This is a genomic window from Carboxylicivirga fragile, assembly GCF_050589805.1.
Classification (GTDB): domain Bacteria; phylum Bacteroidota; class Bacteroidia; order Bacteroidales; family Marinilabiliaceae; genus Carboxylicivirga; species Carboxylicivirga fragile.
This window is the reverse complement of the sequence record NZ_JBNGOY010000012.1, coordinates 62,985-88,283: the sequence shown is the minus strand read 5'-3', so window position 1 is coordinate 88,283 and position 25,299 is coordinate 62,985. Positions and strand designations below refer to the sequence as shown.

The window sequence follows — 25,299 nt, the reverse complement described above, 5'->3', positions numbered from 1 at the left end:
GAATACGGTGATTAAGAATTTATTATTAATCACCACTTTATGGATTATTATCAACTTTAGCTCGTTTACTCAGTAATTACTGTTATGAGGTAAGCTTAAATATTTGTATAGCACTGGGAACCTTCTCCATAAAAGTAATTACAACTACACATTCAACCAATCAATGCCTTTCTTTAATAATTCCAGTGTTTTAGCTTCCTCGCTTCCGGCTTCTGGTTCGTGCATGTATTCCCAATTGGCAATAGGTGGCATGCTTAGCAATATAGATTCGGTATTTCCACCGGATACGAGCCCGAATTTGGTGCCTCTATCGTGTACCAGATTAAATTCAACATAGCGGCCACGGCGCAGTCCTTGCCAGGCTTTTTGAGCTTCATTAACTGCTTTGTCGCCATGACGAAGGATAAGAGCAGCATAAACCTGAGGATAAAGGCGTCCCAATTGAATACAGAATTCCAGAAGCTCTCTTTCACCAAGTTCCTCACCAGGTTTAAGGCGATCGAAGAAGATACCGCCTACACCACGTGTTTCATTTCTGTGAGGTAAAAAGAAGTAATCGTCGGCCCAAGGTTTAAAGCGATCATAAAATTCTGGGTGAGCCGAATCGCACACGGCCTTAAGCTCTTCGTGAAACCAACGTGCATCTTCTTTTACAATGTAGTGCGGCGTTAAATCTATGCCGCCACCAAACCATCTGGTGCCATTGTCTAACTCAAAATAGCGCACATTCATGTGAATGATGGGTACATGCACATTTACAGGGTGCAGAATGGAGGAAACGCCTGTCGCTGTATATGTGCTAGCTTCTTCGCCAAGCAACTTTGCCATTTGCTCCGAGTAAGTACCTCCCACATGCGAAAAGTTAACGGCGGCTTTTTCAATGTATTTGCCACCTTGCATTACACCTGAAACGCCTTGTCCAATATCTTTTGTCCAGGCATTCATTTTAAATTCAGCTTGCCCGTCGGCTTTATTTAATTCAGAGCAAATATGTTGTTGAAGCGCTTTAAACTGATCAGCTATCATTTTTCCTGTGTCCATTCTATTTTTTGTTTGACCTATAAAACGAAACAAGGGCTTGGATGTTTAATGACACCAAAAATAAAACTATAATTATCCAACTACAGTTCTTTAATTTGATAATCAAAGATAGACAATGCTACTTTCGATTCTTCATCCATAGCTATCACAATTTGTTATAAACCCTGCGCTCCATCAAAGCAAATTCTCAATGATGATGGAGGACTTGCTTTGATGGCCTGTGGTTGTTTGTTAAATGTATGATTTAATTATCTTGTACTTATAAGCTTCTCTTATCTTGATTGTATAGGAATAGAATAACAATATTTTGACTCCAAATTTATTAAACGTACCTTTGATTATAAGCCTTTTAAAAGACCGTGTAAATCGTAATGTTTAATCATTCGAAGGCCTATTTTAAGGCAGTTAATAAACTCAGTCAATTGAAACTTTGTGTTATTAATTAAAGGATGTTCTTCGTACAGGGCAGTGATTGTTACAAGACAATTCTATGTTGGACTACTTATAATTAACTTTCTACGAACAAAGATTGACCTTGATAAATGGTAAGCTCTTGGCAACAACAACTAAAGTAGATCAATATATATACCTGACAAAAAAGAATTTCCGAACCTACCTTGGAATAGCTATCTCTATATTTCTTTTTATACTTTTCTTCCAACCTTTTACGGTGGATAAGTTTGAATTTGAAAACAATATGCTGTTTATCGCTGGGTTTGGAATGATTATTCTTCTAGTTCTAATAGTTTCACAAATACTATTTCACCAGATCCTTGTAAAAGCAGAGAAAGAAAATCTTAGTAATTCCATATGGGTGCCTCTATATTTCCTTTTTCAGATTGTGGCTTCAAGTCTGGCTTTTGTTTTTTACATACGTTATGTTGGGCAAAATAGCATGACCTTTAATACGGTAGTAAAAGTGGTTATTATTTGCTTTAGCTTACCAGTTACCTTGTTTCTAAGATACCGACTTAGTGTAGATCAGCTTCGTATTAGGGAGCTTTTACTTGAAACGCGATCAATGCAGGATAAGTTAAAGCAGTTTTCGGAAAGTTATATCAATAAACACATTGAGATTATTTCGGAGAATGAATCGGATAACTTTAGAATACAGGTTTCTGAGATTGTATATTTAAAATCAGCTGATAATTATGTTGAAGTCGGTTATCACGAGCAAGGCCTTGTTAAAAAGAAAATGCTAAGAAGCACCTTGAGAAATATCGAACATCAACTCGTTGAATTCAATAATTTTATTCGTACGCATCGCACTAGCTTAGTTAACATACAATATATTGACAAGCTCAATAAAAATTTCAACAGTTATTGGTTAAGCCTTGATAAAACCAAAGAAACTATTCCGGTATCTCGTCAATACCTAATGGCTGTTAAAGAGCTACTGTAAAGGTCTAGGGGCGAATGACACTCGCAATGTATTTGTGTTGTATACCTTTCATATTGAATTTTAACCCCAAAATCCTTAACATTAATCCCTTCTGTTTTTAAAACATTATTGACTGCCTTAACTTCGCAGCAATCGGAAAAATTGCGAGAACATGGAGACGATAAAATATAAGAAGGATAATCAAGAGTTTGTGAAGGAACTTCGCCAATCTGTGCGACGATACTTTGAAAGCAAGGAAATTGAGAAGCATGGTAATTCGGAGATTTTAATTAAAACTTTACTTATGGTTTTAGTTTACTTTACTCCCTATGCTTTAATGCTAACAGGTCTCATAAGTTCAATTATCCCAATACTAATTTGCTGGGTGATTATGGGTTTAGGAATGTCAGGTTTGGGTTTAGTAACCATGCACGACGCCAACCATAGTTCTTTTTCGAAACACCGCTGGATAAACTACTTTTTTGGAAATAGTCTTTATTTACTGGGTGGATTTCCTGCTAATTGGAAGTATCAGCACAATACGCTGCATCACGGCTATACTAATGTAGAAGGACACGATGAAGACATTGCACATGGTGGCGTTTTACGTTTTTCACCGCACAAGCCACTTAAGAAAGTGCATAAGTACCAATACATCTATGCGTGGTTCTTATATGGCCTTATGACCTTTTCGTGGGTAACGGTAAATGACTTTAAGCGATTGAGAAAATATAAAAAAAATGGCGCCGTCTTAAACAATACTGGAAACTATAGAACATTATTCTTAAAACTACTTGCTTCAAAAATAATCTACTATTCTATATTTTTGGTTTTACCATTAATTTTACTTCCTGTTGCCTGGTATTGGGTGCTATTGGGCTTCTTTCTTATGCATTTTACCAGTGGCTTTATTTTGAGCATCATATTTCAATCAGCTCATGTTGTGCCTACTTCCAATTACCCTTTGCCAGACAATAATAATGAGCTGAATAATAATTGGGCAGTGCACCAACTTCATACTACTTGTGATTTTGCACCTAAAAGTAGGATCTTTTCATGGTTAATAGGTGGATTAAATTATCAGGTTGTTCATCACCTTTTTCCTTACATAAGCCACATTCACTATAAAGATATGGCCGTTATTGTTCAGAATACCATAAAGAAACACAACCTTCCCTACCATGTCAACCGTACTTTTGTTGGGGCCTTATACCAACATTTGTTAATGTTAAAATCGCTGGGTAGAGCATAAATTATGAACCGATTAAGTAGTGAATCCTCTCTTGCTAGCCTTTTCTGGCGAGGTAGGCAGCTCTACCAATTGTCGTGTTGCATCATAATTTAACAGCAGTTTGCCCATAGAGGGAGAAAGACTTGAAATCATCCGTAGATAAAAACGTAACTCTAATACCTGTGCTTGGGTGAATAAAGTTAAGTTCATCACCACGAATTGGAGTAAGTTCATATGCATCTCCATTCGGAAAAAATAGTGAAATCTGAGCATTGTTTTCATCATATTTGATGGAAAGATCTATTTGTTTATTCCACTTATATTCACCTGACAATCCCTTCAAAACTTCAGAACTTACTTCATTACGGTGCACATCAGTTTGCTTAAAGTGTTGCCATCCGTATACCTGCGAGGCCGATAAGAAAAGCTCATTTCCTAGGCTGCCACCATTATCTGAATTGGTTAAATAGACCAAACCATTTCCTGTTGTAAGATCTATTGTCATACCTGTACGATAACCTGTATTGCCACCATAGTGCGTAATGGTAAGGCTACTGTCTTGCCTTCCTACGATAAATCCATAGGCTAGGCCGTCACGCTCATGACTAATCAACGATTGAATTTCAGATTGGGAAAACAAAGTGCTTTTGCCCTGATAAGCTTTGTAAATTTCAATTAGAAATTTAGCCATATCGATGGAATTGCTCCACAGTCCTGCTGCCGCTTGTTCAGGGTAGTTTCGCCAACCCCCATTTAACACTTCACCGGATTGGGTGTAAGCCTTAGCTACTCGCTCGATTTTCGAAGTGGGCAGTGGTTGACTGAAATCAGAGTTAGTCATTCTAAGTGGGTCGAGTATCCAGCGATTCATTATATTCTCAAACGAATCACCGTAAATGTCTTGGAGGGCTAGTTCAGCTAGAGTATAGGCCCCACCTGCATAAGCCAATGTTTCATTGGGTGCTGTGATAACTTCTATCGCAGGGGAATTAACGCCTGGGCTGCCTCTTAAAATATCTAGATCAGAAGGTATAGGGAGATCTCTGGCATATCCTTCGTATCCACCAGGACTGATACCTGATGTATGGGAGAAGATATTGCGAAAGGTAACTGGATTTGCTTCCGTTTGTTTACCTTGGGGTAATACAAAATGCTTCAGGTAACTTTGAATGTTTTTATCCAACTCTATTTCACCAGCAGAATGCATACGAACAGCTGCTAGAAACGTTACAGGTTTAGACAAGGATGCCGCCTGGAAAAGGCTCGTGCAATCCAGTTTCTGTTCTTCTGGGAAATTCTCATTTTGATAAATGTCTGCCCATTCTATCTTACCTTGTTTTATTAGCGCAAGCGATAATGCCGGGATCTTATACGTTGACATTTTATCAGTAATGGAACTGAATGCTTCCGATTCCCCTACAAATTTCACTTGACTGCGTATACCGTTCTCTAATCGACCTTTTCTTGAAACGGAATCTTTTGGATGGATACACCCTAAATTTAAACTAGGCTTGCTCGAATCGTCATGCTTTTTACGTGGTGAGGAGCAAGATGCAATGCAAACTAAAACAATAGATAAAAACAATAACTTATTCATAAATGCCTTTCTGTGCTTAATATCGATCATATCTTTTATCTATGTTAAAGTGCTTGCTTAGTTGCGTGGGGGATTAAATGCGTCACCTTTGACTGTCTTAAATTAGCAAGCCGTATACATTCATTTTTAAAAAGAGCTATTTGTGCATCTTGATTGGTGAAAATATAAAAAGTTCTATCAAAGCAAAGTAGCTGTCAAGAGTAACAACCACTGCTTACTTTTGTTTGCTTTTACTTCTGTTTACGCTGATGTTATACGATTATAGTACCCATTTAAAAACAAGGGCTAGAGCCATATGGATTAGCATTGTGATCGATTGTGAAATTAAAGGTCTTCGAGTCATTGGCTCTTATGTATTCGGCGTAGTCATAATTACCTGAGTGGGTCAATTTGTATACTCCGTTTACTTTGCCATCAACAATTTCGTTATAATAATCGGCATATACTGGATAGGATCCATCTGGATTTAAATTCTCCGATTTTTTGACAAATACAAGTTCCATTGTCGATGCCATTCCCTTATATTTAATCTCTTTGGCTTTTCCGTTTGAAAACCTGATCCAAATATATGTGTTTGCATCAGTGTCCTCTTTGTAACAGATGTAGTGGCTTTTTGTCTTAGTCGTTTCTTCACTGCTTTGCTGCACATCCGAATCTTTAATTTTTAGATTGTTCAGTTTTGTATGCAGTTTCTTTTCGCCATTATTGCTTAGGTATAGAAAAATACCCATGTCCTCGTCTTGCTCCGCCATCCAAACATCCATCACCGTATACGTCCAATCATTATTCTTGAAAATATAATGATAACCACCACCCGTGCCTTGTTGCACAACTTCGCCACCAGTAAGAATCAAATCGGGACTGTCGCTTATCTCTTTTGGTTTATTCCACGATGTATAACGTAAGGTGCGGTCTTCGAATCGATCAACTTTAATTATGAATTTGTCATTTTCGGCATAAATCCAATTTCTTACATACTCGGAAGTTTCCATATTTGTATCCACCTCAGAATCTGTGGCAGACATTTCTTCCATGAGCTTAAGCGAGCTAAGATCTTTTGTTTCACTAGTGGTGTAATACACGGTTACCGGCTTGTTGCTATAGGCCATCATATCAGCATCAATGTAATAATCAAATACGATTTTAGAGCCATCTTTCGCTTCAATGGTCACTTGATCGGGAAGATCACCCACGCTTCCGCCTTCTATTTTTTGAACAATGCCTTTTAATCGTTTCCATTCCGGATTAATCTCTCCAACTTCATCTGTAGCTCCGTATAACCGCTTCATATTAGTAAGCTCTTTTTTTAAGTAGGTCACCATAACCGTTTTTCCAATTAGCGCCGATAGTGGATGACTAGATGTTATACCTTCACTACTAAGATATATTGTTTCAGTCTCGTTACGATCGATAAAGTAAAACGTAACATTAAACATGGGATATCCGGCATCTTCAACTTTCTTAACTATTGCTAACTCTTTAAACTCATCATTGGTAAACTCTAAAATGGCTTTAATAGACGAGCGATCAAAAACGCTGTTGCTCTTTAGTGTGTCATGTGGAACTTTGCTTAATAAGTGATTAACGGCATCGTACCCGCCTGATCCTGTCTTGGTTCTTTGAAGACATAAAATCTCAGTTTCGTTTAAATAATAGGTTCTTTTTTCTGAAATTTTATCGGACTGACCCACCCAGGAAGAGCTTTGATCAAACTTAAATATCAGTTTATTGTCCCAGAAGTAATAGGAGGATTGACTGCATCCGTGATCATCGCAGTCGGAGCTAAAGGCGTACATTATATTTTCGCCATCCATTGCTCGTTTATAAGTGATGACACCTGCATCGCTTTCATTAACCAACTCGATAAGCGAATAGGTTTGGGAGGCCATTTTACGTTCAATTAAAGCATATTTTTCTCGTATAAACTCTATTTGATCATTAGCTTGAACTACTGTTTTGTCTTGAGTTGAACCTGAACTTTTCTCCTTAGTATTACACGATGCCATAGCAATAGAAATTAAAAGAAGAATGAGTTTAATGTAATTCATGTCTATTGTTTTATTAGTGAATATCGAATCTTATTTATACTATTTGCTAAGCTTTAGTTTACGCTAGCTAAGGGCTTACAGTGCTCCTGTCTTTTAATTTATTACCCAAATTTGATGTGAGCAATAAGGTTTGAAGACCATTGAAACACTTATGTGCAAAATATTCTTTGTGTGTGGGCAGCTTGAGCACCCGTACTAATGTACTCAAAATAATTCAGAGGTGAGAGTCTCTTTTGTGCAAGGCGTGGAGTTTGCTTTAAACAGTTTTAAAAAAAATAGAACCACAAATTGTTCCGCATTTGGGCAATGAACTTTAAAAAGATGTAATTTATAATAATTCTAATTAACAGAAGAAAGCCTGTGTCTGTTTGAGGTATTGTGCGTGTTTTAACGATGTGGGTAAGTTTAAGTTGGTGTTTAGTTGTGTGTTGAATCTCTAATTAGGTTTATTCAATACTTGAACTTTAAAACATTACTTTATAACTTATGTGTAGTAAATTTTTAAACTTTAAATTATGGAATTAATAAAGCTTCCTCGCGTGCGGCTCAATCAATTACATTGGATAGCCGAAGAAAGTATCCGTATTTGCAGTCCTTTTACCGTATTGGTAGATGACATTGCTAATGTTACAGGGATATTGGGAAAATTTACAGAAGGTCAGAAGAAACCTTCTGCCTCAGCTGCCGAGAAACTGATGCTTGATAAAAAACGTGACCGAATAATTATGGGTTTCCTAACTCATATTAAGGCTGAAATGAACTTTCCGTATACTAAAGATCAATTGGTATACATGAACGATCTTTTTAATATTAAAAAGAAATATACGGGTGTGACTCGTATTTCGCAGACCGAAGAAACAGCAGCAGTTGACACGATGCTTGAAGAATTGAATGGTATTAATGCCGCAGCCTTCAATGGTAATGGCCTAAAACGATGGATACTCTTAATAAAAGAGGCCAATGATAATTATAAAAATGCCATTGGTGAATATATCGATAATCAGACTGATACGAAAGTCATTATAAGTGCGTCCAAATATGCGCCTGTTTTAATTGGTGCACTTGAAGAGTTGTATAAACGTATGTTTGGGCATATAATGGTAAGTAATGAGGCTGAAATGATAAAGGCTTATCAAAACATTGAAGTATTGGTTAGCGGGCAATAACATTTTAATTAGACGAATGCCACGTTTGTCTTTAATAAAAAATAGTTAATGCTTGAATGAACTGTGGTTTAATGGCCTCAGCTGATGAACCAATAAACAAGGTTGATTTGACTGTTAAAAATCGTTTTTGTTTGAGCGTAGTGAGTTTAAACGATTTCAGTCAAACAGCCGTAGTTTATTGAGTGAAGCAGATGCAGCCTTGACTTTTTTTGTCCCGAAATAAGTTTTTGTTGTTTTGAAGAATTCAAAACTTACAAAACTATAATCGGGATCGGGTTTGGGCGAAGCGCCAAAGGAGAAGTTTATTGCGGTCAGATCTGTCCGATAATATAAATTACAAACCTGCATTTAGCTTAAACAAACTGTTTGGGAAAAATGCAGGTTTGTAATTTGCTAAAAACACGCTTTAGCAATCTAAGGTGAATTTGAAACGGCATGTTTCAGCCCCGCTGAAGCTTATGTAGTTTTGAAATGGCTTCTCGCATTTTCGCTAAGCCTTTTGCAGTTTTGATTTAGCCCTGTGCAGTCCGATTTTGAATATTACACCTTTGCATTGAGTCAAACACTCTGAAACATGCCATTGCAGATTTGTTTCGCCTTCTTTTAGTTTTGTTCACGCTTGTGCAGTTTTGAAAAAGCTTCCCGCATCCTGCTTAGGTTTTTTGCAGATTTGTTTCGCTTCCAAACATTCTTACACAGCTAATTGCAAGTTTGAAATTACAGTAAACACATTTGTTTGCTGCTGTGCATATCTACAGTTCTACGTTTTTCTTAATATGGCGGCTTATTGAGTTTGCATTGCTTGATAAATAAAGTAGCCGTGAAGTACTAACATTATTCCATAAATTTGAGCCTCTAATAATTGATAATAGGCAAAACTTTTTCTTTTAAGTAATCATCGACATGATTTTGATACTTGTTAATCATATGGTGGTTTTCTTGTAAATATTTAAATACCTTATGTTCTAAGTCCACAAAGTTATTTTGCTTTGCATCATATAAAATCACAAACAAAGTATTTATAAGTATTCCCATTTTTTCAGGTAAATACTCATCTTTGTTTACTGCTGAAAGTATTATATCTATTTCACCAAATGATGAAAACATTAAATCCTCGTCTTGTTCCCAAAATTGAAAATCTAAGGTATTGCCCCAAATATCAAGCAATTCTATATCAAACTTGGGTGTAGTAATACTTATTTCTTTCCAATGATTTACCCCGCAATTATCACAGTTCTCTTCACAGAATTTATTTGTATCATATGTGTCAAATGCAGCCTGAATCTTCGTAAGTGATATGGTAACAATATTTCCGCATTTGTTACACTTTTTGGTTAAATCATATCTTTCTGTCATCTGCTGTTTTTTACAGAGCCAAAGCGGCGTATTTGTTTTAACTTTTCATTGCTAAGGCCAAATCAAGGATTTGGCGGTGTTCAAATACCTCACCCAACTTCCAAAAGTCACAAACGCCATATGCTTTATACTAGCGTGTGGCTAGTTCTTTTTATATTCTTTCGGACGTTTATTTATGAAGTTATTCTTATTTCCATCTCCATTATAATCATATAGAGTATAAAAGGTGCTTTTCCTTGGGCTTTGGTAACAAAGTAAAAGTCCGAGGTCGTTAAATTCAGAAGGCATTTCTTTACCAACATTGGTTCTTTCTTTTCCTGTCTTTTCTTCGTACTTTCTATATTCAACTTTCAATTCAATAGTTTCTGCTGGTTCAATTGGTTCGAGGCTATTAAGTTTGTCAATCAAAGTGAATCTCGGTCCATTTGGATTAAATTCTAATTTCGGATAAAAAGCAATCAGGTCAGAATTGTTAGTAATTCGCACTCTAAATTGCCAAATCAATTCAAATACTCTAATTGCTGTGTTTCCGTCAATGTAGCCTTCTTCATTCACTTCATTTTTAGCGCTTAATCCAAGAGGAGAACTTAATCCGCCGTCACTAACAATTTCGATTGTCAGGTCGGGACGAAGAAAGTATTTTCGTCTTACGTATGGGATTATGGCTATTACAATACCGAGTACAATACTTGCCATTCCTATTATAATTTCCATAAATTCTATATTAAACTGATCTAGATTTAAATAGTTAATTTAAAATGAAAATCTCTCTGAGTCTTTTTCATATTTTACAAGCTTATTATTAAGAAAGTACAGATTATATCTTTGTTGCCTTGCAATACCACCTCTAACAATTCTTTTTTGCACCTGAAATATTTTCTTTTCTCCCTTTTCATCCTGAGACATGGAAACTTGAACAAGTGGTTTTTTCACAATTGCCTGTACCTGTTCGATAGTCATACCAACATCTAAGTTAGTCACAGGGATATCTTTATAAGCATTACATGATGCTAGAATTAATACAGTAAGAATAATCAATACTTTTTTCATAATTTGTTTAATTTACAATTCTGACTAACGCAAAGTTAGTTCCTAATATTCAGCTGCTTATTATTTACTCGCAATTATCATTTTTCAGCTAATTCCTGCTAGCCAGTTATAAGTTAGCTTAAGCAATCCATAAACCTTCAAAAGTGTTGATTACCTTGTTTAAATCAATACTACAGGTTAATAGGGGGAATTAGCCACAACGTTAGCTAGATGAAGCGTATTGCGATTTAACCTTACGAACTTTCCCAAATGAGCGGAGCCAAAGCGTTGTATTTGTTTTTATCTTTTCATTTTTAAAGCCAAATCAAAGATTTGGCGGTGTTTGCCGAAGCTACGAATCGACCAAGATGCACTGCACCCTTTATGCTCTATTACGGTTTGTTGGCGGGTCGTTATTCTTTTATAACTTGTACATTGTCGAAACCTTCTAGGTATGAAATTTTAAGAATAGAATTCTCCATTGTTACTTTGAATTTATAACTAAAATCTTTCCAGTCTGGGTGATGTTCCGAGGTCAAACCACCCCAAACCCATTGGTATGTTTCGTCTTGCAGATGCTTGACTTCAACTAGATCCCAAACAACTGAAGGGTCATGTGGAATTTCTTGACTATGAGTCCATGGGTCTAAGTGATGAGCAAAATAAAATGGTTGAGCATCACCAATATACCATGGTCCATAAAACTCATTAGCTTTTAATTTTTTGTCAAGCGTTAATATTAATTGATTATAATTTTCTATAAACTCTATTGAAAATAGGTTAGTGGATTCTAAGTATTTAAGGTTCTTATTAAGTTTTACCAAGTCAAAACCATTGTAAATAGTATCTTCTTCTGCTGCAGTTGTGGGAAGTAAATCAATTGCATTTTCTGAATTTGCCCATTTTAGTACATTTTTAATCAGTTTTATAACTCCTTCCTTGTCATAAGTTTTTTCAACTATTGAGGTTTTCACAGTGCTAGGTGAAATCTCGATTTGATTCGATGTCCGTTCATTGTTATTAAAGTAGATAACAATTACCACCATAATGATGAATCCCAAAACGATTGCTAATAGGAATTTCCAAACATGTTTATTATCAAATGGTATCATAGTTTCTTGATATAGTATTAAGTTATAAACTGCACTTCAATGCCCGCCAACGTCTGCATAAAACTATTGTTTTTATTTCTTTTTATCCTAGCTAAACTTACACAATACTGAGCATATGGGCTTGTATTGCACACTTTTTATGTTCAGTTAGTAAAAAACTCATCTAATGGATTAATAATTGTACTCAATGATTTCTTCATAATTTATGTAAATACCTTATAAGCATTGGTTGCTTAAAACTAACTAACATAAATTAATTATGCAAAACTTATTAGTTGTGAATAATAATAGGAGTATACCGGCTTGGTCTTAATAAATATGTCAATTGAAATAAAAATACCCCAAGCGAATAGAGGAATAAACTTTGGGCTAAATAAAGTCCTGTTTTAGCATTTGTTTACGGGTTGGTAAAAAATGAAACGGTTCTCGCTATGCAACTTGCTTAACGAGAACCGTTTTTAAATTTTATTCTTGCCCAATCTATACTGGGCAATCAAACATGGTGTAATACTTTAATTAATTGGCCAACTGCAATCCTTTAATTTGATCTTCGAAGGCGGATAGGGCTGCTTTTGATCCTTCGCCCATGGCTATTACAATTTGTTTGTAAGGTACTATGGATACATCACCTGCTGCATATACCCCGGCTTGTGCCGTTCTGCAATGGGCATCAATTTCTATTTCACCCATGCGGTTGGTGTTCACCAGTTCGCCAAAGGCTTGGCTGTTGGCTTTTAAGCCTATTTGTACAAATACACCATCTGTTTCAATCAGCTCTTTTTGTCCCGATTCGCGGTGTTTAAATTCTAAACCCGTTACCTTGTTTCCATCACCTTCTACATTTAAGGTCTGGGCATTGGTAATAATTTTAACATTCGAAAGTCCCTTAAGTTTATCCTGAAGCACCTTGTCGCCTTTTAATGTATCCAGAAATTCAAGAACGGTTACTTCCGATGCAATGGAGGATAAATCAATAGCTGCTTCCAGTCCTGAGTTGCCTCCACCTACCACAACTACTTTTTTGCCTTTGTAAAACGGGCCATCACAGTGGGTACAAAACGCTACGCCTGAACCGATGTATTCATTTTCGCCCGGAACACCCAGTTTACGCCAACTTGCGCCTGTCGCTATTATTAGGGCAGGTGTAATAAGGTTTTCACCCAATGATGTCTTAACGTGTTTATGTCCATCGTGTAATTCAACATTTTCAACCATGCGGTTATCCAGTATGTCGATAGGGTAGTCCTGTAGGTGTTTGATCAGGTTGCCTGTTAGTTCCGATCCCGTGGTTTGAGGCACTGAAATCATGTTTTCAATCGATACGGTTTCGGTCACCTGTCCGCCAACTTTATCGGCTACAACGGCCACCGAAAAACCTTTTCGTGCCGAATATACGGCTGCTGAAACACCAGCCGGGCCTCCACCTACAACTACCACGTCGTATTCTTTTTTGGTTTCTGTTGTAGGTTTAAATTCTGAACCTACTTGTTCTTCCAATTTGCCTAATAATTCACCCAATGATGAGCGGCCTACATGCAGTTGTTTTCCATTGGCAAATACACTTGGCACCGCCTGTATATTTAAACGCTCCACTTCTTCTTTATTAATGCCACCGTCAATTATTTCGTGCGAGATATTGGGGTTAAGAAAGGCCATGATGTTTAAAGCCTGAACCACATCAGGGCAATTCGTACATGTTAATGATATATAACTCTTCAGTTCAATGCTACCCTTCAAGTTCTGAATGCGCTGGGTAAACAGTTCGTCGGGTAAGTTTTTGCCTATTCCATCTTGATTAAGAATGGCTAAAAGCAGTGTTGTAAACTCATGCCCAGTAGGTACTGCCTTAAATATGACCTTACTATTTTTCTCATCTTTAAGAATAGTAAACTGAAGACCATCACCTTCACTTATTCGGGTTGTAACTTTCTCAGAGCATGCTGCCACTTCATTAAGCAGGTCAATAAGCTCCTTCTTTTGAGGATGCTCAGCAGCTACCTCAATGTCAAAGATGTAATTGTGTTTTAGATTCTTAAATAAATCGCTTACCTGTGTTTTTATAGCTTGTTCTAACATGTTCTGGAAGTTTTAAAATTTAGAGACTAGGTCTTAGGTAATAGGTAATAGGTGTTGGGTTTTAGGTGTTAGGTGAAAAGTTCAAACATCTGACTTATCCGCTACGCGGAATGTTTTGTGTTTGCGTAGGGGATAGCTACAATTTCTTATCGCCTACGGCGAAAAAGTTTTAAGTTGGCCGGTCTGAGGTTTTAGGATTACTTCGGGCTGTATTTGTACCAGCCCGAAGTAAAAACTATTGCCGTTTAAATTTTACCAACTAAATCAATGTTTGGCTTTAAAGTTTCGTTGCCTTCTTTCCATTTGGCTGGGCAAACCTCTGCAGGATGCTCATCAACAAATTGTAATGCTTTCAATTTACGTAGCAACTCATCGGCATTTCTACCTACATTACCTGCTACCACTTCGTACGATACTATTTCGCCCTTAGGATTAACAATGAATGTGCCGCGTTCTGCTAAGCCAACTTCTTCAATCATTACTTCAAATCCGCGAGAAAGCACACCTGTTGGATCTGCTAGCATTGGATACTTAATCTTCTTGATCGTATCTGAAGTATCGTGCCATGCTTTGTGTACAAAATGTGTATCGGTAGATACAGAGTAAATTTCAGCACCAGTAGCCTTAAATTCGTCGTAGTTGTTTGCTAAATCTTCTAATTCGGTAGGACATACAAAAGTAAAGTCGGCAGGATAAAAGAAAAATACGGACCATTTGCCCAAAACATCTTCTTTACTTACTGTTTTAAAATCATCATTAGCGTATGCTTCTACTTTAAAATCTACAATCTGTTTTCCAATTTGTGACATAATTCTAAGTTTTTATAATTATTAAATTCTTTTCGATTATTTCTGAAAGCAAAACTAGCATCCTTAGTGATATCAGTCAAATAGATAAAATTTATTCAGGTATAGATTAAATCTATATGGTTATTTACATGGCTTATTATTAATGTGGTAGGAGATGGTTTTGTGCTAAAGGCTAAGCTTTTTCAGAGTAGAATAAAATTAGTTAGCCATTGATCGTTTATTCCGAAGTTGAAATAGCTATTTCTTTAGAGCTTGCTTTTTGTTTATTGGTATAGTAATTTTAAAGGTCAGAATTAATTTGAGGGTTCTTTTCGTATAGCTGTAAGTGAGACTAAAATAGATATGATGAGACTAGGTTTGATGCTGCTTTTTCAATGTTTCTTTTACATGTCGTTTGCTCAGTTTGAGAAAACTAATAACTTTTGGGTAGGAGCGGAAGCTGATTATGCCTACTCAGGTTCATCCAATACAATTGTGCTCGGTCCAGCTTTTTTTTGGAGGAAAGAAAATGGCATTGAAAGTGAATTTTGGCAAATCTTTACATTGGCTGGGGGCTTTTCATGGAGTTATGAATTTAAATCCTCATTGGTGGCCTCATTGTCTTATAATGTTGGCTATGTGCCTGGTATTTCCATAGGGATTTCAACACAACAATATTATAAAGTATTCACCAAAAATGAATATTTTGCTACTGATGTGCGCTTAAGTGGAGAAATCACTTTTGCCTTCTTTGGTTTTCTAAGTTATCGCTACCAACATCCAGCTATTTCTCGTAATGAGGCTGTTGGGATATCCCGTCATGCTTTTGTTTTTAAGATTCCAATTCCTATGAAGGCAGTGCGATAGTAATGGTTATTATAAATTAATCACAAGCCTTTTTCTTTATATAATTGGTAAAATAAATGCGAGAAAAAAGTTCTATAGTCTATCTTCCGTTATTAAACGATTGACAGGCAATATGTATCTTCCTTCGGTTTATCTTCCAATGAATTATGGGCACATGAAACGAGCCATGAGAAAAGTTCTCACACACGAGGATGACCAAATTGGCGAGTTCCATATGGCAATTGAAAGCAAATTTTAGACATATGAAACAAGTAAAGGTGGAAGCACTTAGAATGGACAAGCTTAAATCTGAGTTGTTTGATATAAAGCGCGAAATGGAACTGGTTGAATGAAACAATAGGCCATCTTGACATTGTCAGGATGGCCTATTTAAAAAGATTATGAGCTTATTGTTTCCACCATTTATATTCAGGAGCTATACATAGTTCCGTATCGTATTGTTTTGCTATTTCAGCCCAATCAACTAGTTTGAAATTCTGTGGTTGATCTTTCCCATTTTCGGTATTAAAACCATCCTGAACAACTAGCAAGCCATTGGGGAATTGACTTCCTAAATTAAGGTTGCATACAGCAAGACCGTCGGTTTCTTCTGCGCCATCAATTGTTGCACCACTTTTAATCACAAAGTTGCCAAGGTATTTGTTGTTACCTTGCTTCTCAAAAATAGCATAGGAAAAATTGCCTTGAACAGAGGCGATTAAATACCCTTTGTTGTTGCCTGAATAAAAGATGTCCAATCCTTCAAGATCGTAAGCAATATGTACATTTAAACTATCGCTGTAATTGAGCATTGTTTTATCATCCGAAGCATCTTCTTCTGCGCTCATCTTCCAAATTGCTTTGCCTTCTTCGGCCACATATAATATACCTTCTTCATCGTCAGCAACCATTCCTTCGCATTGCGATGAGAACTGGATGTTGCGCATTAATTCAAGCTTTACCTGCCCCTTGTCTTCAATTAACCGCCATTGTTGAAGTGTTCCGTTTTTACCGCAAACAAAAGCATAATAGGCATCTTTTATTTTGCTGTAATACATGCAACAACCATAGGCGTCATCTATTAAAGTAGAGTCCAATTGTGTAGGCTCGCTCAAGAGACGTAAGCTATCTGCATTCACTTCAAAGAGCATAATTGCATTTAAATTACGTTCGGTGGCGGCTGCTATTGCAAGCTTTCTATCTCCAATAGGAAAGTCATAGCGCAAATCTACATTGTTAACTCTTCCGGCAGGAGTGAAGTGCACCAGTTCACCGCTTAAGTTATACAGCCCAAGTCCGGCTTGTTTATCGGTTCCGATTATTCGTGATTCTTCTGGTTTATCATTGTTATACCAGATGGCAGGATCATCGGCTGCATCAATTCCAATTCCTTGATTAACGGCTTGAGTCTGTCCTTTGGGGTAGACTACCCGTTTAAACTGTGACTGAAGAGCTAAGGCATTCCCTTTTTTGACAGAGTCTTCAATGGCCTCTAATTCACCATCCATCTTGATGGTTATTGCAGCTTTAGATTGCGTGTCGTTTTTATGTCGACACGCAGTTGTTGCAAGTATTAGTAGGCTAAATAATAGTATTGTCTGTTTCATGATTAAAAGTTAAAGCGTATTCCACCTTGCATACGTACGCCATAGTATTCTTCCTGCATGGTATATTTCGATTCTCCTTGGTAATAACGTAAAGGCTGATCCAATACATTGTTTACTTCGGCAAATAGTTTAAGGTTTTTTGTTATGTCGTACGATCCGCTAAGGTCGAGATGAGTGGCTTTATCGTAGTATCGATCTTCGAATGCCTCGCTACCATATTCGTCAAGAAAGGCGCTGGCATAATTTAAAGATGCTCTAAGTGTAAGTTTTTTGCTCTCGTAAAACAAAGAAGCATTTAGAGTGTGTTCAGGTGTTCCGGTAAGACTAATATCCTCGTCTTCTCTATCTTCTAACTTCACATTACTCACCTTGCTATAATTGTAACTGTAGTTAGCATATAGGCCAATGTTTTTAAGAAAACCAGGTAGGAAATTAAACTGACGTTGGAAAGCTGCTTCAAATCCGAACAGATCTGCATCTCCTACGTTAATGGGTTCGTATACTATCCAGTCTACTCCGTCAATGGTTTCGTGGGTGCGTTGCTTAGCAATGTAATCGCCAATGCCTTTGTAATATAATCCTCCTGAAACTAAACCGATGGATTGAAAATAGTGTTCTACCATAAGGTCAAAGTTCATAGATGTGGTGGCACTTAAGTTAGAATTACCACGCTCTAATTCTCCATCTTCACGGTTTTTTATAACGTATGGAACGAGATCGAAATAACGAGGTCGAGCCATTGTGTTCGTCCAGGCTACCTTAAGTTTGGTATCTTCCGAAATGTCGTATTTTAACAAGATGCTTGGTAAGATGTTCGCGTAATCACTCGTTTGTTTCCCTGTAGGTTCTAGCTGATTTTCATCTTCTTCTGCATCAGGATCAAAAACAAAACCTGAGTAGTCAACCTTGGTCATCTCATAGCGAATACCAGCAACGGCTTTTAATCTAGCACCAATGCTTTGATCCCAGCGTACGTATGCTGCGTACACATCTTCTTTGGCATTGAAGTTTCCTGCCGTTTCTTCGATATTGGCTTCGCCATCAAAATCGGAACTATTCAGGTTAAGATCTCCTACGTACTCCGGTTTTACAAAGTGACCAGCCGTGTAATCGCCAGCTCTAAAATTGCTTTTTGATTTGTTTATCATGTTTGAGTTTGATGTTGCGCTCGCAATAAAAGCATCCTCATCAACAGGTTCGTATTCGTAAAATTCATTTTCGCGCTTCTTCTCTTTGCTTTTATATTTAAAACCAAATTTGAGAATAGCGGTCGTGGTAGTAGGTAATTCAAAATTCAATTTGAAGTTCCTATCAATGTCATCTGTGTATTGAAACTCCTCAGTAAGTTCTTTAAAACCCCATGAACTGTTTAAGTCTTTAGCTTCGCTTGTATTAACGATTACGTTTGGTTTTTCTGTGTTGGATAAAACAGGATCAATGCTAACATCTTTGTAACGCATACTTATATACCGTTCGTTCGGACGTTCTTCTTTGGCTTTGGAATAGGCAGCTTTCCAGTTGGCAGTTAATTTACCAAAGTGATGCTCTCCACCCAAGGATAGATTCATGGTTGTTTGATCCTCAAGGCGAGCATGTTTATTATCTGAAGTGCCTGATTTGGTTTGGCGACGAATTTCACTTGTCCAATTTCCTTCGTCATCTTGTTCAATGTCTGTGTAACGTAGTCGATAACGGTTTTCCCAGTCTTTTCTTCGATTATATATTCCCTTAAGATCGAAGGTGTGGTTTTCGTTAACTTTAAGGTCAAATGAGGCAGAATAACTTTGGCGTTCGCGCTGTAACTCATATGTGCGTATTTGGAAATCTTTCATGGTGCCATCGTCATCCCATTCGGCTTCGATATTGTCGGACCCTAATTTATGATTGTGGTACGAGCCAGAGACAACCATGCCTAATTTATCCTTAAAGAAACGATCGCCGTATACGATAGAACCAATCGCCATGGGTTTTTCAGACAAGAAATTGTAGCCACTTCCAATAGTTCCGGTTATACGACGTGCCGTTGGTTTTGATCGAGTTACTAAATTAACCGATCCACCGATGGCATCACCTTCCATATCGGCTGTTACTACTTTGCTAACCTCAATGGATTGTACCATGTCTGCCGGAATAAGGTCGAGCTGAACAGAACGTGTTTCCGCTTCTGCTGATGGTATACGTTCACCATTAATAGTAACCGAGCTTAAATCAGGACTGGTACCACGTATATTACCAAAACGTGCTTCACCTTGATCGTACTGCACATTAATGCCAGGAATGCGTTTTAGGGCATCTCCAATGTTAGAATCAGGAAAACGTTCCACCTGATCGGCTGCTATAATGTTTGTGATATTAATGCTGTTTTTTTGTTGGTTGAGGGCTTTTGTTTGTCCTTGTAGCTGTCCATTAATTTTAATTTCTTGTAATTCTATTCCTTCTTTAAGTATAAAATTAACTTCTGCGCCTTTGCCATTCGTAATAGTTGCGGTGAATTCGGCTTTCTCAAAACCAATGTAATTTACTTGAACAGTATAACTTCCATCTGCTAAGTTTTTAAGTCGATAGAAACCGTCCACATCGGTGATCGATCCATTTTCTAGGTTCTCCTGAATATATACCGCAGCACCAGGAAGAGGATAGTTGTTTGAGTCGGTTACACGGCCATGGATATATCCATTTTGTGCCATTGTAGATACGCTAAGGAGTGTTATAGCTAACACTGCCAACCATTTTAAGTTTTTCATTATTGAATTCGGTTAAATTATTATGGCGGCAAATGTAGAGTGTAGGGCTTAGCTTAAGTTTAATTGAAAATGATCATTAAGTGATTAGAATATGGGTTTTATGTTAAGATATTAATTTAAGGTTATGTGGAGTGATAAAAAAAAGCTAGCCCCACAATGGAACTAGCTTTTTGCAATATAATAATGTGTCTGGTTGCTATTGGTATTTCGACTCGCGAAGTGCTTTAATGCTTTCGTCAGCCAAATAGTCTTCAAAATCCATTAATTTATCCACTATGCCGTTTGGCGTTAATTCAATTACACGGTTACATGTTGTGCGAATGAATTCGTGGTCATGCGATGCCATCAAAATCTGACCAGGGAATGTCTTCATGTTGTTATTGAAGGCCTGGATCGATTCTAAGTCCAGGTGATTGGTTGGGTGATCCATGATAAGAACGTTAGGTTCTTCCATCATCATACGTGCAATCATACAACGCATTTTTTCACCTCCCGATAGTACACCTGCTTTTTTATTGGTATCATCTGTCGAGAATAACATCTTACCAAGAAAACTACGCATGTAATCCTCAGAACTATCTTTAGCATATTGAGCTAACCAATCATATAACTTAATGTCTTTCTTGAAGTATTCTGTATTATCCATCGGTAGATAAGCCGATGTTATGGTTTGCCCCCAAATGAAACTACCAGTAGGTGCTTGCTCATTACCATTGATAATCTCAAAAAATCCAGTTACGGCGCGGTTATCTCTGGAGATAAGTACCACTTTTTCATCTTTCTCAACGGTGAAGCTGACATCTTTAAATAGTGTTTCTCCCTCAACCGTATAACTTAGGTTTTCAACCTTAAGCACCTGATCGCCCGATTGACGCGATGGTTGGAAAATAATACCAGGGTAGCGACGTGTTGATGGTTGAATCTCTTCGATGTTCAACTTATCAATCATCTTCTTACGACTGGTCGTTTGTTTCGACTTAGCCACGTTGGCACTAAAGCGACGAATAAACTCTTGTAATTCTTTTTTCTTCTCTTCCGCTTTTTTGTTTTGTAAAGCCTGCTGGCGCGATGCTAACTGGCTCGATTCGTACCAGAAAGTATAGTTACCTGAGAAATTACGAATCTTACCGTAATCGATATCCACAATGTTGGTACAAACGTTATCTAAAAAGTGACGGTCATGCGATACAACAATAACGGTGTTCTGGAAGTTGGCTAAATAATTTTCTAACCATAATACAGTTTCAAGGTCAAGATCATTGGTCGGCTCATCCAGTAGCAAGTTATCTGGATTTCCAAACAAGGCCTGCGCCAATAGAACACGTACTTTTTCTTTACCCGTTAAATTAGCCATTTGTTGGTGATGAATATCTTCTTTGATACCCAAACCACTTAACAATTCAGCAGCATCACTCTCAGCATTCCAACCTTCCATGGCTGCAAAATCATCTTCCAGCTTAGCGGCTTTCATACCATCTTCTTCGCTAAAATCAGGTTTCATATACAGGGCATCCTTCTCTTGCATGATATCCCACATCTCCTTATGACCCATTAATACAGTATTAAGTACCGTAAATTCGTCATAAGCAAAGTGATCCTGACGTAATACAGACAAGCGCTCGCCTGGTTCCATTTTGATGGTTCCTCGGGTTGAATCAAGGTCGCCAGCTAATATTCGTAGGAATGTAGATTTACCTGCTCCGTTGGCACCGATCATTCCGTAGCAGTTGCCAGGAGTGAATTTCAGATTAACATCTGAGAATAAAGGTTTTTTGCCAAACTGAATGGCTAGATTTGATACTGTTATCATTGTTGTCTCTTTTTGCGGCCGCAAAAGTAGGAATATTTATTGGCTTATAGAATTTTATGGTGTTAAGAAAGGTAAAAGGATGTGCGATGTGCCAATTAATCAATTTGCTAATTTGAAAATGACTCAATGTGTTAATTGATCAATTAGTTAATTTGAAAATGAGTTGATTTGTCAATTAATCAATCTGGAGATTAGTAGATAGTCTGATTCGTCAATTGTTTAATTTGGTGATGTGTTCAAAACTTGTCACATCACCACATTATCACATTTTCAAATTGGTACATTGACTTATTCATTTTCTTCAGGCCAAATAGGTTGTTCCTTATCATCGTCCCAGAAAGGTCCCCATTGGATCTCAGCCAATGTATCTCCATCAAAAAACAAGTTTAAACTAAAGTCGGTATTGGTTGCAACAATTTGCTCCATTAGTACGCCTTCAGATAAATCTTCAACATTGAACTCACCCAAGTTGAATACTTCCATCTGCTCCATTACCTCATTTTGGCTCAAGCCAATTAAATCAATTCCCTCAAAAAGTACATCAGCCGATGCCGAAGTGATGGACAATAAGCGCCAGTTTGAATCTTCTTCAAATGCCAAGGATAGATGTTGCTCATCGTAATGCCACGCTTCCATGGCTCCTGATTCCTCATCACCTTCCATCTTTTCAATTTCCGATGGCTCACCTAATATTTTCTTTACTTCTTCGCGTGTGATGCCAAAAATAAGTTTGTCAAGGCCTTGTCCTAATGTAATTTCTTGCATGGTTTATTACTTTGATACGATAGCTTAAATTTCTACAAATGTAGGTATTTTAATAATCTTTAAATTTTCTATTTGACTTTTTCTGAGCTTGTTTCTTTTTTGAGTCCAGTCGACGTTCAACTGAAGCTCTCGTGCGACGACTTGGCTTGCGTTTTTTAGGCAAAGTTAATGCGACTGCAACAATGGTGTAAAAACGTTCTGTTACCGCCAATTTATTTTTGAGTTGTGAGCGTTCTGTTTGGCCTATGAGAATTAATTCACCTTCTTGTGTCAGTTTATTGGCCAGTTTTATGAGTAAGCGCTCTTTTTCAATATCTGATAGTAAGTTGGAACCATTAATATTAAAACGCAGTTCAACTTTAGTATTTACCTTATTAACATTCTGTCCACCTGGTCCACCACTTCGAGAAGCTGAGTATTGTAATTCGCTTTCGAAACCTCTTCTTTTTAATTGATCTGCAAGCATACTATTCTGTACTTGATTTAAAAACTGAATCTTCGGAATGCTGGATCAAACGTTTCTTAATGCGTATATACATGTATACCATTAAAGGGGCAAATGTTAGCAATAACCAATCGTTTTTCGACATTAGAATAAAATCGTATAAGCCATGAAAAAGAAAAGGGTAAAAGAAAGCATGGAATAGGTGCATCTTTCTTTTGCTCTTGATGAAGCGCGCTAAACCCAGGTGATAACCCATCATAACACCAAACATGGCATGGGCTGGTACAGCTGTAAATGATCGTGCAATTCCTGTTTGTATGCCATTATCGGTATTTAGAACATACATGATGTTTTCGACTAGTGCAAAACCCAAGGAAACAAATACGGCGTAAACAATTCCATCGAATCGTTCGTTAAAGTTCTTGTTACGCCAAACAAGTAACATAACCGCTAGCATTTTAAATGCTTCTTCCCAAAAAGAAGCAACAAAAAATGCATCCCAAAAGGCTGAATTAATCATGTTGGTTCGTAATGGAGCTAACATGCCCGATGCCCATCTTTCGGCAAAGAGTATTGGTATGCAAATAATCATACCCGCTACTAAGCTTGAAAATAGAAGGCCTAATGGCTCTTTTTCATATTTGTCGCGATAATAAACGTAAAATAAAATGATAAGAATTGGGGCACTTGCGATTATGACTAGGTTCATTGAGGTAATTACGTATTTGGTTTGTGAGGGCTAAAATACAATTTTAAAGCAAGAATGAACTAAATTGACTATTGGTGCTTAAGATTTTTTAAATTTGTACATTGAATTAGAAATTATGAAACGAGCCATGAGAAGTTATTCTCATTAAAGAATATAATTAATTTGGCGAGTTCCATGTGACCATTAAGAAATAAATTTAAACACATGAAACGAATAGTTGTATTATATATATTGTTTTTAGGTTTATATACGAGCTTTGCTCAGGACTTTCCTGGCATACATTCCAGTCGTTATTTTCCTTTACAGAACATAAATAATCAGCCTGCTGATTTAATACGCAGCGATGCACGTTGGAATATTAATGTTCTATCGGCCCAAATTGGATTGGCCAATGCTTTGAATTTTAACGAGTCGGATTTTATGAAACAACTCTCTAAGGTTGGTTTCTCAGATTTGAAGTACTTCTTAGGGGCAGATCAGTCTTTATTTGTTGGGCGTGGTCTTTTGGCTTTTCCATCTGTGTCATATAAAATAAATACGAAACATGCGGTGGCCTTCTCAGCGAGCTTAAGAGCAGATGGTATCTACCGTTCATCAACTGACGATGTTAGAAAGTTATTTACGGGTTATGACAACCCCGAACTGCTTAAGGATGTAAGCGGGGAGTATTTTAAATCGGTTGTTAATCAATGGATGGAATATACCTTAACCTGGTCAGGTGTTTTGTGGAATAAGGATGAACATCTCATTACTGGTGGGGCGAATGTTAAGTACCTGGTTGGTGGTAGTTCGGGATACTTCGATTTAGATAATATTGAGGTGATGTATGATAAAGAGAAGATTGATTATTTTAAGGTGGATGTATCTTATGGGGTAAATAAAAATCTGGAAGAAACCATCAGTGATGGTAAGTTAGATTTATTTGGAGATGCCGGTTTAGGGATGGATTTTGGCATGACATATTCATATAAACCTGATGACGCTGAGAATATACCTTATAAGTTTAAAGTTGGATTAATGGTTGGTGATGTCGGGTATGTTAAGCATCGAAGTGCGGTTAAACAAGCTACCTATAGGGTGTCGATTGAAGATGTACCTTATTCGCGATTTAATGGTATTGAAACATTAGATGCTTTAATCGATTCATTGGAGAAATCTGTGGATTTTGAAAAGATTAATAACGAGTCGTATAAGATGAATCTTCCTACTTCTGTTCTTTTGACTGGTGATTATAGTATTACACCAACTTGGTATGTATCAGGATTGATTGGATATCAGCCCGGACTTTATAGTCAAAATCTGCACATTATTGATAATGATATTTGGAAATTTAATCTAACGCCGAGGTTTGAAAATACTACATGGGGAGCGTATTTACCAATTTCCTACAACAATCGTATTGATTTTTCTGCCGGTATAGCCATGAGATGGAAATATGTATTCATAGGTTCGAATACAATTATTACCAATGTATTGAATTCTGAAGCAAAGTACGGCGAATTCTATTTTGGAATTAATATTCCAATTGGACGAGTTGAGTAAGAAATT

Annotated in this window: 20 protein-coding genes; 5 read left to right on the top strand and 15 right to left on the bottom strand. The window is 37.1% G+C overall.

Annotated elements, in window-relative coordinates:
• Positions 1-144: 144 nt before the first annotated feature.
• Positions 145-1,041 carry an oxygen-dependent coproporphyrinogen oxidase gene (gene hemF / locus ACRD7B_RS07120; RefSeq protein ID WP_430823802.1) on the bottom strand — a complete coding sequence of 299 codons (897 nt, stop codon included), beginning with the start codon at positions 1,039-1,041 and terminating at the stop codon, positions 145-147.
• Between the two features lie 553 nt (positions 1,042-1,594).
• Here hemF and ACRD7B_RS07115 point away from each other — a divergent pair.
• Both ACRD7B_RS07115 and ACRD7B_RS07110 read left to right on the top strand, forming a co-directional pair.
• A complete protein-coding gene (locus tag ACRD7B_RS07115) occupies positions 1,595-2,443 on the top strand; it encodes a LytTR family DNA-binding domain-containing protein (RefSeq protein ID WP_430823801.1) in 849 nt (282 codons plus the stop codon).
• A gap of 151 nt (positions 2,444-2,594) precedes the next feature.
• Entirely contained in the window at positions 2,595-3,674 is a 1,080-nt protein-coding gene (locus tag ACRD7B_RS07110; protein ID WP_430823800.1) for a fatty acid desaturase family protein, read from the top strand.
• Between the two features lie 82 nt (positions 3,675-3,756).
• On the opposite strand, the gene ACRD7B_RS07105 is transcribed toward ACRD7B_RS07110, so the two are convergent.
• A complete protein-coding gene (locus ACRD7B_RS07105) occupies positions 3,757-5,250 on the bottom strand; it encodes a serine hydrolase domain-containing protein (RefSeq protein ID WP_430823799.1) in 1,494 nt (497 codons plus the stop codon).
• Between the two features lie 272 nt (positions 5,251-5,522).
• Positions 5,523-7,298 (bottom strand): hypothetical protein, encoded by a 1,776-nt coding sequence (locus ACRD7B_RS07100; RefSeq protein WP_430823798.1) that lies wholly within the window; start codon positions 7,296-7,298, stop codon positions 5,523-5,525.
• Positions 7,299-7,813: 515 nt separating this feature from the next.
• Here ACRD7B_RS07100 and ACRD7B_RS07095 point away from each other — a divergent pair.
• Complete coding sequence (locus ACRD7B_RS07095; protein WP_430823797.1) at positions 7,814-8,464, top strand: DUF6261 family protein; 651 nt, start codon at positions 7,814-7,816, stop codon at positions 8,462-8,464.
• Between the two features lie 855 nt (positions 8,465-9,319).
• Here ACRD7B_RS07095 and ACRD7B_RS07090 read toward each other — a convergent pair.
• The 6 genes from ACRD7B_RS07090 to ahpC form a co-directional block, all read right to left on the bottom strand.
• Positions 9,320-9,820: a hypothetical protein gene (locus ACRD7B_RS07090; protein WP_430823796.1), complete on the bottom strand. Its 501-nt coding sequence runs from the start codon at positions 9,818-9,820 to the stop codon at positions 9,320-9,322.
• A gap of 141 nt (positions 9,821-9,961) precedes the next feature.
• Positions 9,962-10,534, bottom strand: coding sequence for a hypothetical protein (locus tag ACRD7B_RS07085; protein ID WP_430823795.1), 573 nt, complete (start codon positions 10,532-10,534; stop codon positions 9,962-9,964).
• Positions 10,535-10,573: 39 nt separating this feature from the next.
• Positions 10,574-10,870, bottom strand: coding sequence for an outer membrane protein assembly factor BamE domain-containing protein (bamE, locus tag ACRD7B_RS07080; protein WP_430823794.1), 297 nt, complete (start codon positions 10,868-10,870; stop codon positions 10,574-10,576).
• Between the two features lie 392 nt (positions 10,871-11,262).
• Complete coding sequence (locus tag ACRD7B_RS07075; protein WP_430823793.1) at positions 11,263-11,961, bottom strand: hypothetical protein; 699 nt, start codon at positions 11,959-11,961, stop codon at positions 11,263-11,265.
• A gap of 516 nt (positions 11,962-12,477) precedes the next feature.
• The gene (gene ahpF, locus ACRD7B_RS07070) at positions 12,478-14,037 is read right to left on the bottom strand and encodes an alkyl hydroperoxide reductase subunit F (RefSeq protein WP_430823792.1); all 1,560 of its coding nucleotides are present in this window, start codon (positions 14,035-14,037) and stop codon (positions 12,478-12,480) included.
• 245 nt (positions 14,038-14,282) lie between these two features.
• A complete protein-coding gene (gene ahpC / locus ACRD7B_RS07065; RefSeq protein ID WP_430823791.1) occupies positions 14,283-14,846 on the bottom strand; it encodes an alkyl hydroperoxide reductase subunit C in 564 nt (187 codons plus the stop codon).
• A gap of 345 nt (positions 14,847-15,191) precedes the next feature.
• Between ahpC and ACRD7B_RS07060 the strand changes: the two genes are divergently transcribed.
• Positions 15,192-15,692 (top strand): hypothetical protein, encoded by a 501-nt coding sequence (locus ACRD7B_RS07060; protein ID WP_430823790.1) that lies wholly within the window; start codon positions 15,192-15,194, stop codon positions 15,690-15,692.
• Positions 15,693-16,078: 386 nt separating this feature from the next.
• Here ACRD7B_RS07060 and ACRD7B_RS07055 read toward each other — a convergent pair whose 3' ends face one another.
• From ACRD7B_RS07055 to ACRD7B_RS07030, 6 genes are all read right to left on the bottom strand, one after another.
• Positions 16,079-17,278 (bottom strand): phytase, encoded by a 1,200-nt coding sequence (locus tag ACRD7B_RS07055; protein ID WP_430823789.1) that lies wholly within the window; start codon positions 17,276-17,278, stop codon positions 16,079-16,081.
• 2 nt (positions 17,279-17,280) lie between these two features.
• Positions 17,281-20,022, bottom strand: a complete 2,742-nt coding sequence (locus tag ACRD7B_RS07050) for a TonB-dependent receptor (protein ID WP_430823788.1) — start codon at positions 20,020-20,022, stop codon at positions 17,281-17,283.
• A 196-nt stretch (positions 20,023-20,218) separates the two neighbouring features.
• Entirely contained in the window at positions 20,219-21,832 is a 1,614-nt protein-coding gene (locus tag ACRD7B_RS07045; RefSeq protein ID WP_430823787.1) for an ABC-F family ATP-binding cassette domain-containing protein, read from the bottom strand.
• A 288-nt stretch (positions 21,833-22,120) separates the two neighbouring features.
• Positions 22,121-22,597, bottom strand: a complete 477-nt coding sequence (locus tag ACRD7B_RS07040) for a hypothetical protein (protein ID WP_430823786.1) — start codon at positions 22,595-22,597, stop codon at positions 22,121-22,123.
• Positions 22,598-22,646: 49 nt separating this feature from the next.
• On the bottom strand, positions 22,647-23,063 hold the full coding sequence (gene arfB / locus ACRD7B_RS07035) for an alternative ribosome rescue aminoacyl-tRNA hydrolase ArfB (protein ID WP_430823785.1): 417 nt from the start codon (positions 23,061-23,063) through the stop codon (positions 22,647-22,649).
• A 1-nt stretch (position 23,064) separates the two neighbouring features.
• The gene (locus ACRD7B_RS07030; protein ID WP_430823784.1) at positions 23,065-23,751 is read right to left on the bottom strand and encodes a PrsW family glutamic-type intramembrane protease; all 687 of its coding nucleotides are present in this window, start codon (positions 23,749-23,751) and stop codon (positions 23,065-23,067) included.
• Between the two features lie 204 nt (positions 23,752-23,955).
• On the opposite strand from ACRD7B_RS07030, the gene ACRD7B_RS07025 reads away from it, so the two are divergent.
• The gene (locus tag ACRD7B_RS07025) at positions 23,956-25,293 is read left to right on the top strand and encodes a DUF5723 family protein (protein WP_430823783.1); all 1,338 of its coding nucleotides are present in this window, start codon (positions 23,956-23,958) and stop codon (positions 25,291-25,293) included.
• The last annotated feature ends 6 nt before the right edge of the window (positions 25,294-25,299 follow it).

Excerpts from the sequence above, each read along its gene's own strand:
- ahpC (WP_430823791.1), bottom strand. The coding sequence starts at position 14,846 with ATGTCACAAATTGGAAAACAGATTGTAGATTTTAAAGTAGAAGCATAC.
- ACRD7B_RS07090 (WP_430823796.1), bottom strand. The coding sequence starts at position 9,820 with ATGACAGAAAGATATGATTTAACCAAAAAGTGTAACAAATGCGGAAAT.
- hemF (WP_430823802.1), bottom strand. The coding sequence starts at position 1,041 with ATGGACACAGGAAAAATGATAGCTGATCAGTTTAAAGCGCTTCAACAA.
- ACRD7B_RS07050 (WP_430823788.1), bottom strand. The coding sequence starts at position 20,022 with ATGAAAAACTTAAAATGGTTGGCAGTGTTAGCTATAACACTCCTTAGC.
- ACRD7B_RS07045 (WP_430823787.1), bottom strand. The coding sequence starts at position 21,832 with ATGATAACAGTATCAAATCTAGCCATTCAGTTTGGCAAAAAACCTTTA.
- ACRD7B_RS07110 (WP_430823800.1), top strand. The coding sequence starts at position 2,595 with ATGGAGACGATAAAATATAAGAAGGATAATCAAGAGTTTGTGAAGGAA.
- ACRD7B_RS07100 (WP_430823798.1), bottom strand. The coding sequence starts at position 7,298 with ATGAATTACATTAAACTCATTCTTCTTTTAATTTCTATTGCTATGGCA.
- ACRD7B_RS07030 (WP_430823784.1), bottom strand. The coding sequence starts at position 23,751 with ATGAACCTAGTCATAATCGCAAGTGCCCCAATTCTTATCATTTTATTT.
- ACRD7B_RS07085 (WP_430823795.1), bottom strand. The coding sequence starts at position 10,534 with ATGGAAATTATAATAGGAATGGCAAGTATTGTACTCGGTATTGTAATA.
- ahpF (WP_430823792.1), bottom strand. The coding sequence starts at position 14,037 with ATGTTAGAACAAGCTATAAAAACACAGGTAAGCGATTTATTTAAGAAT.
- ACRD7B_RS07055 (WP_430823789.1), bottom strand. The coding sequence starts at position 17,278 with ATGAAACAGACAATACTATTATTTAGCCTACTAATACTTGCAACAACT.
- ACRD7B_RS07040 (WP_430823786.1), bottom strand. The coding sequence starts at position 22,597 with ATGCAAGAAATTACATTAGGACAAGGCCTTGACAAACTTATTTTTGGC.
- arfB (WP_430823785.1), bottom strand. The coding sequence starts at position 23,063 with ATGCTTGCAGATCAATTAAAAAGAAGAGGTTTCGAAAGCGAATTACAA.
- ACRD7B_RS07060 (WP_430823790.1), top strand. The coding sequence starts at position 15,192 with ATGAGACTAGGTTTGATGCTGCTTTTTCAATGTTTCTTTTACATGTCG.
- ACRD7B_RS07075 (WP_430823793.1), bottom strand. The coding sequence starts at position 11,961 with ATGATACCATTTGATAATAAACATGTTTGGAAATTCCTATTAGCAATC.
- ACRD7B_RS07095 (WP_430823797.1), top strand. The coding sequence starts at position 7,814 with ATGGAATTAATAAAGCTTCCTCGCGTGCGGCTCAATCAATTACATTGG.
- bamE (WP_430823794.1), bottom strand. The coding sequence starts at position 10,870 with ATGAAAAAAGTATTGATTATTCTTACTGTATTAATTCTAGCATCATGT.
- ACRD7B_RS07105 (WP_430823799.1), bottom strand. The coding sequence starts at position 5,250 with ATGAATAAGTTATTGTTTTTATCTATTGTTTTAGTTTGCATTGCATCT.
- ACRD7B_RS07025 (WP_430823783.1), top strand. The coding sequence starts at position 23,956 with ATGAAACGAATAGTTGTATTATATATATTGTTTTTAGGTTTATATACG.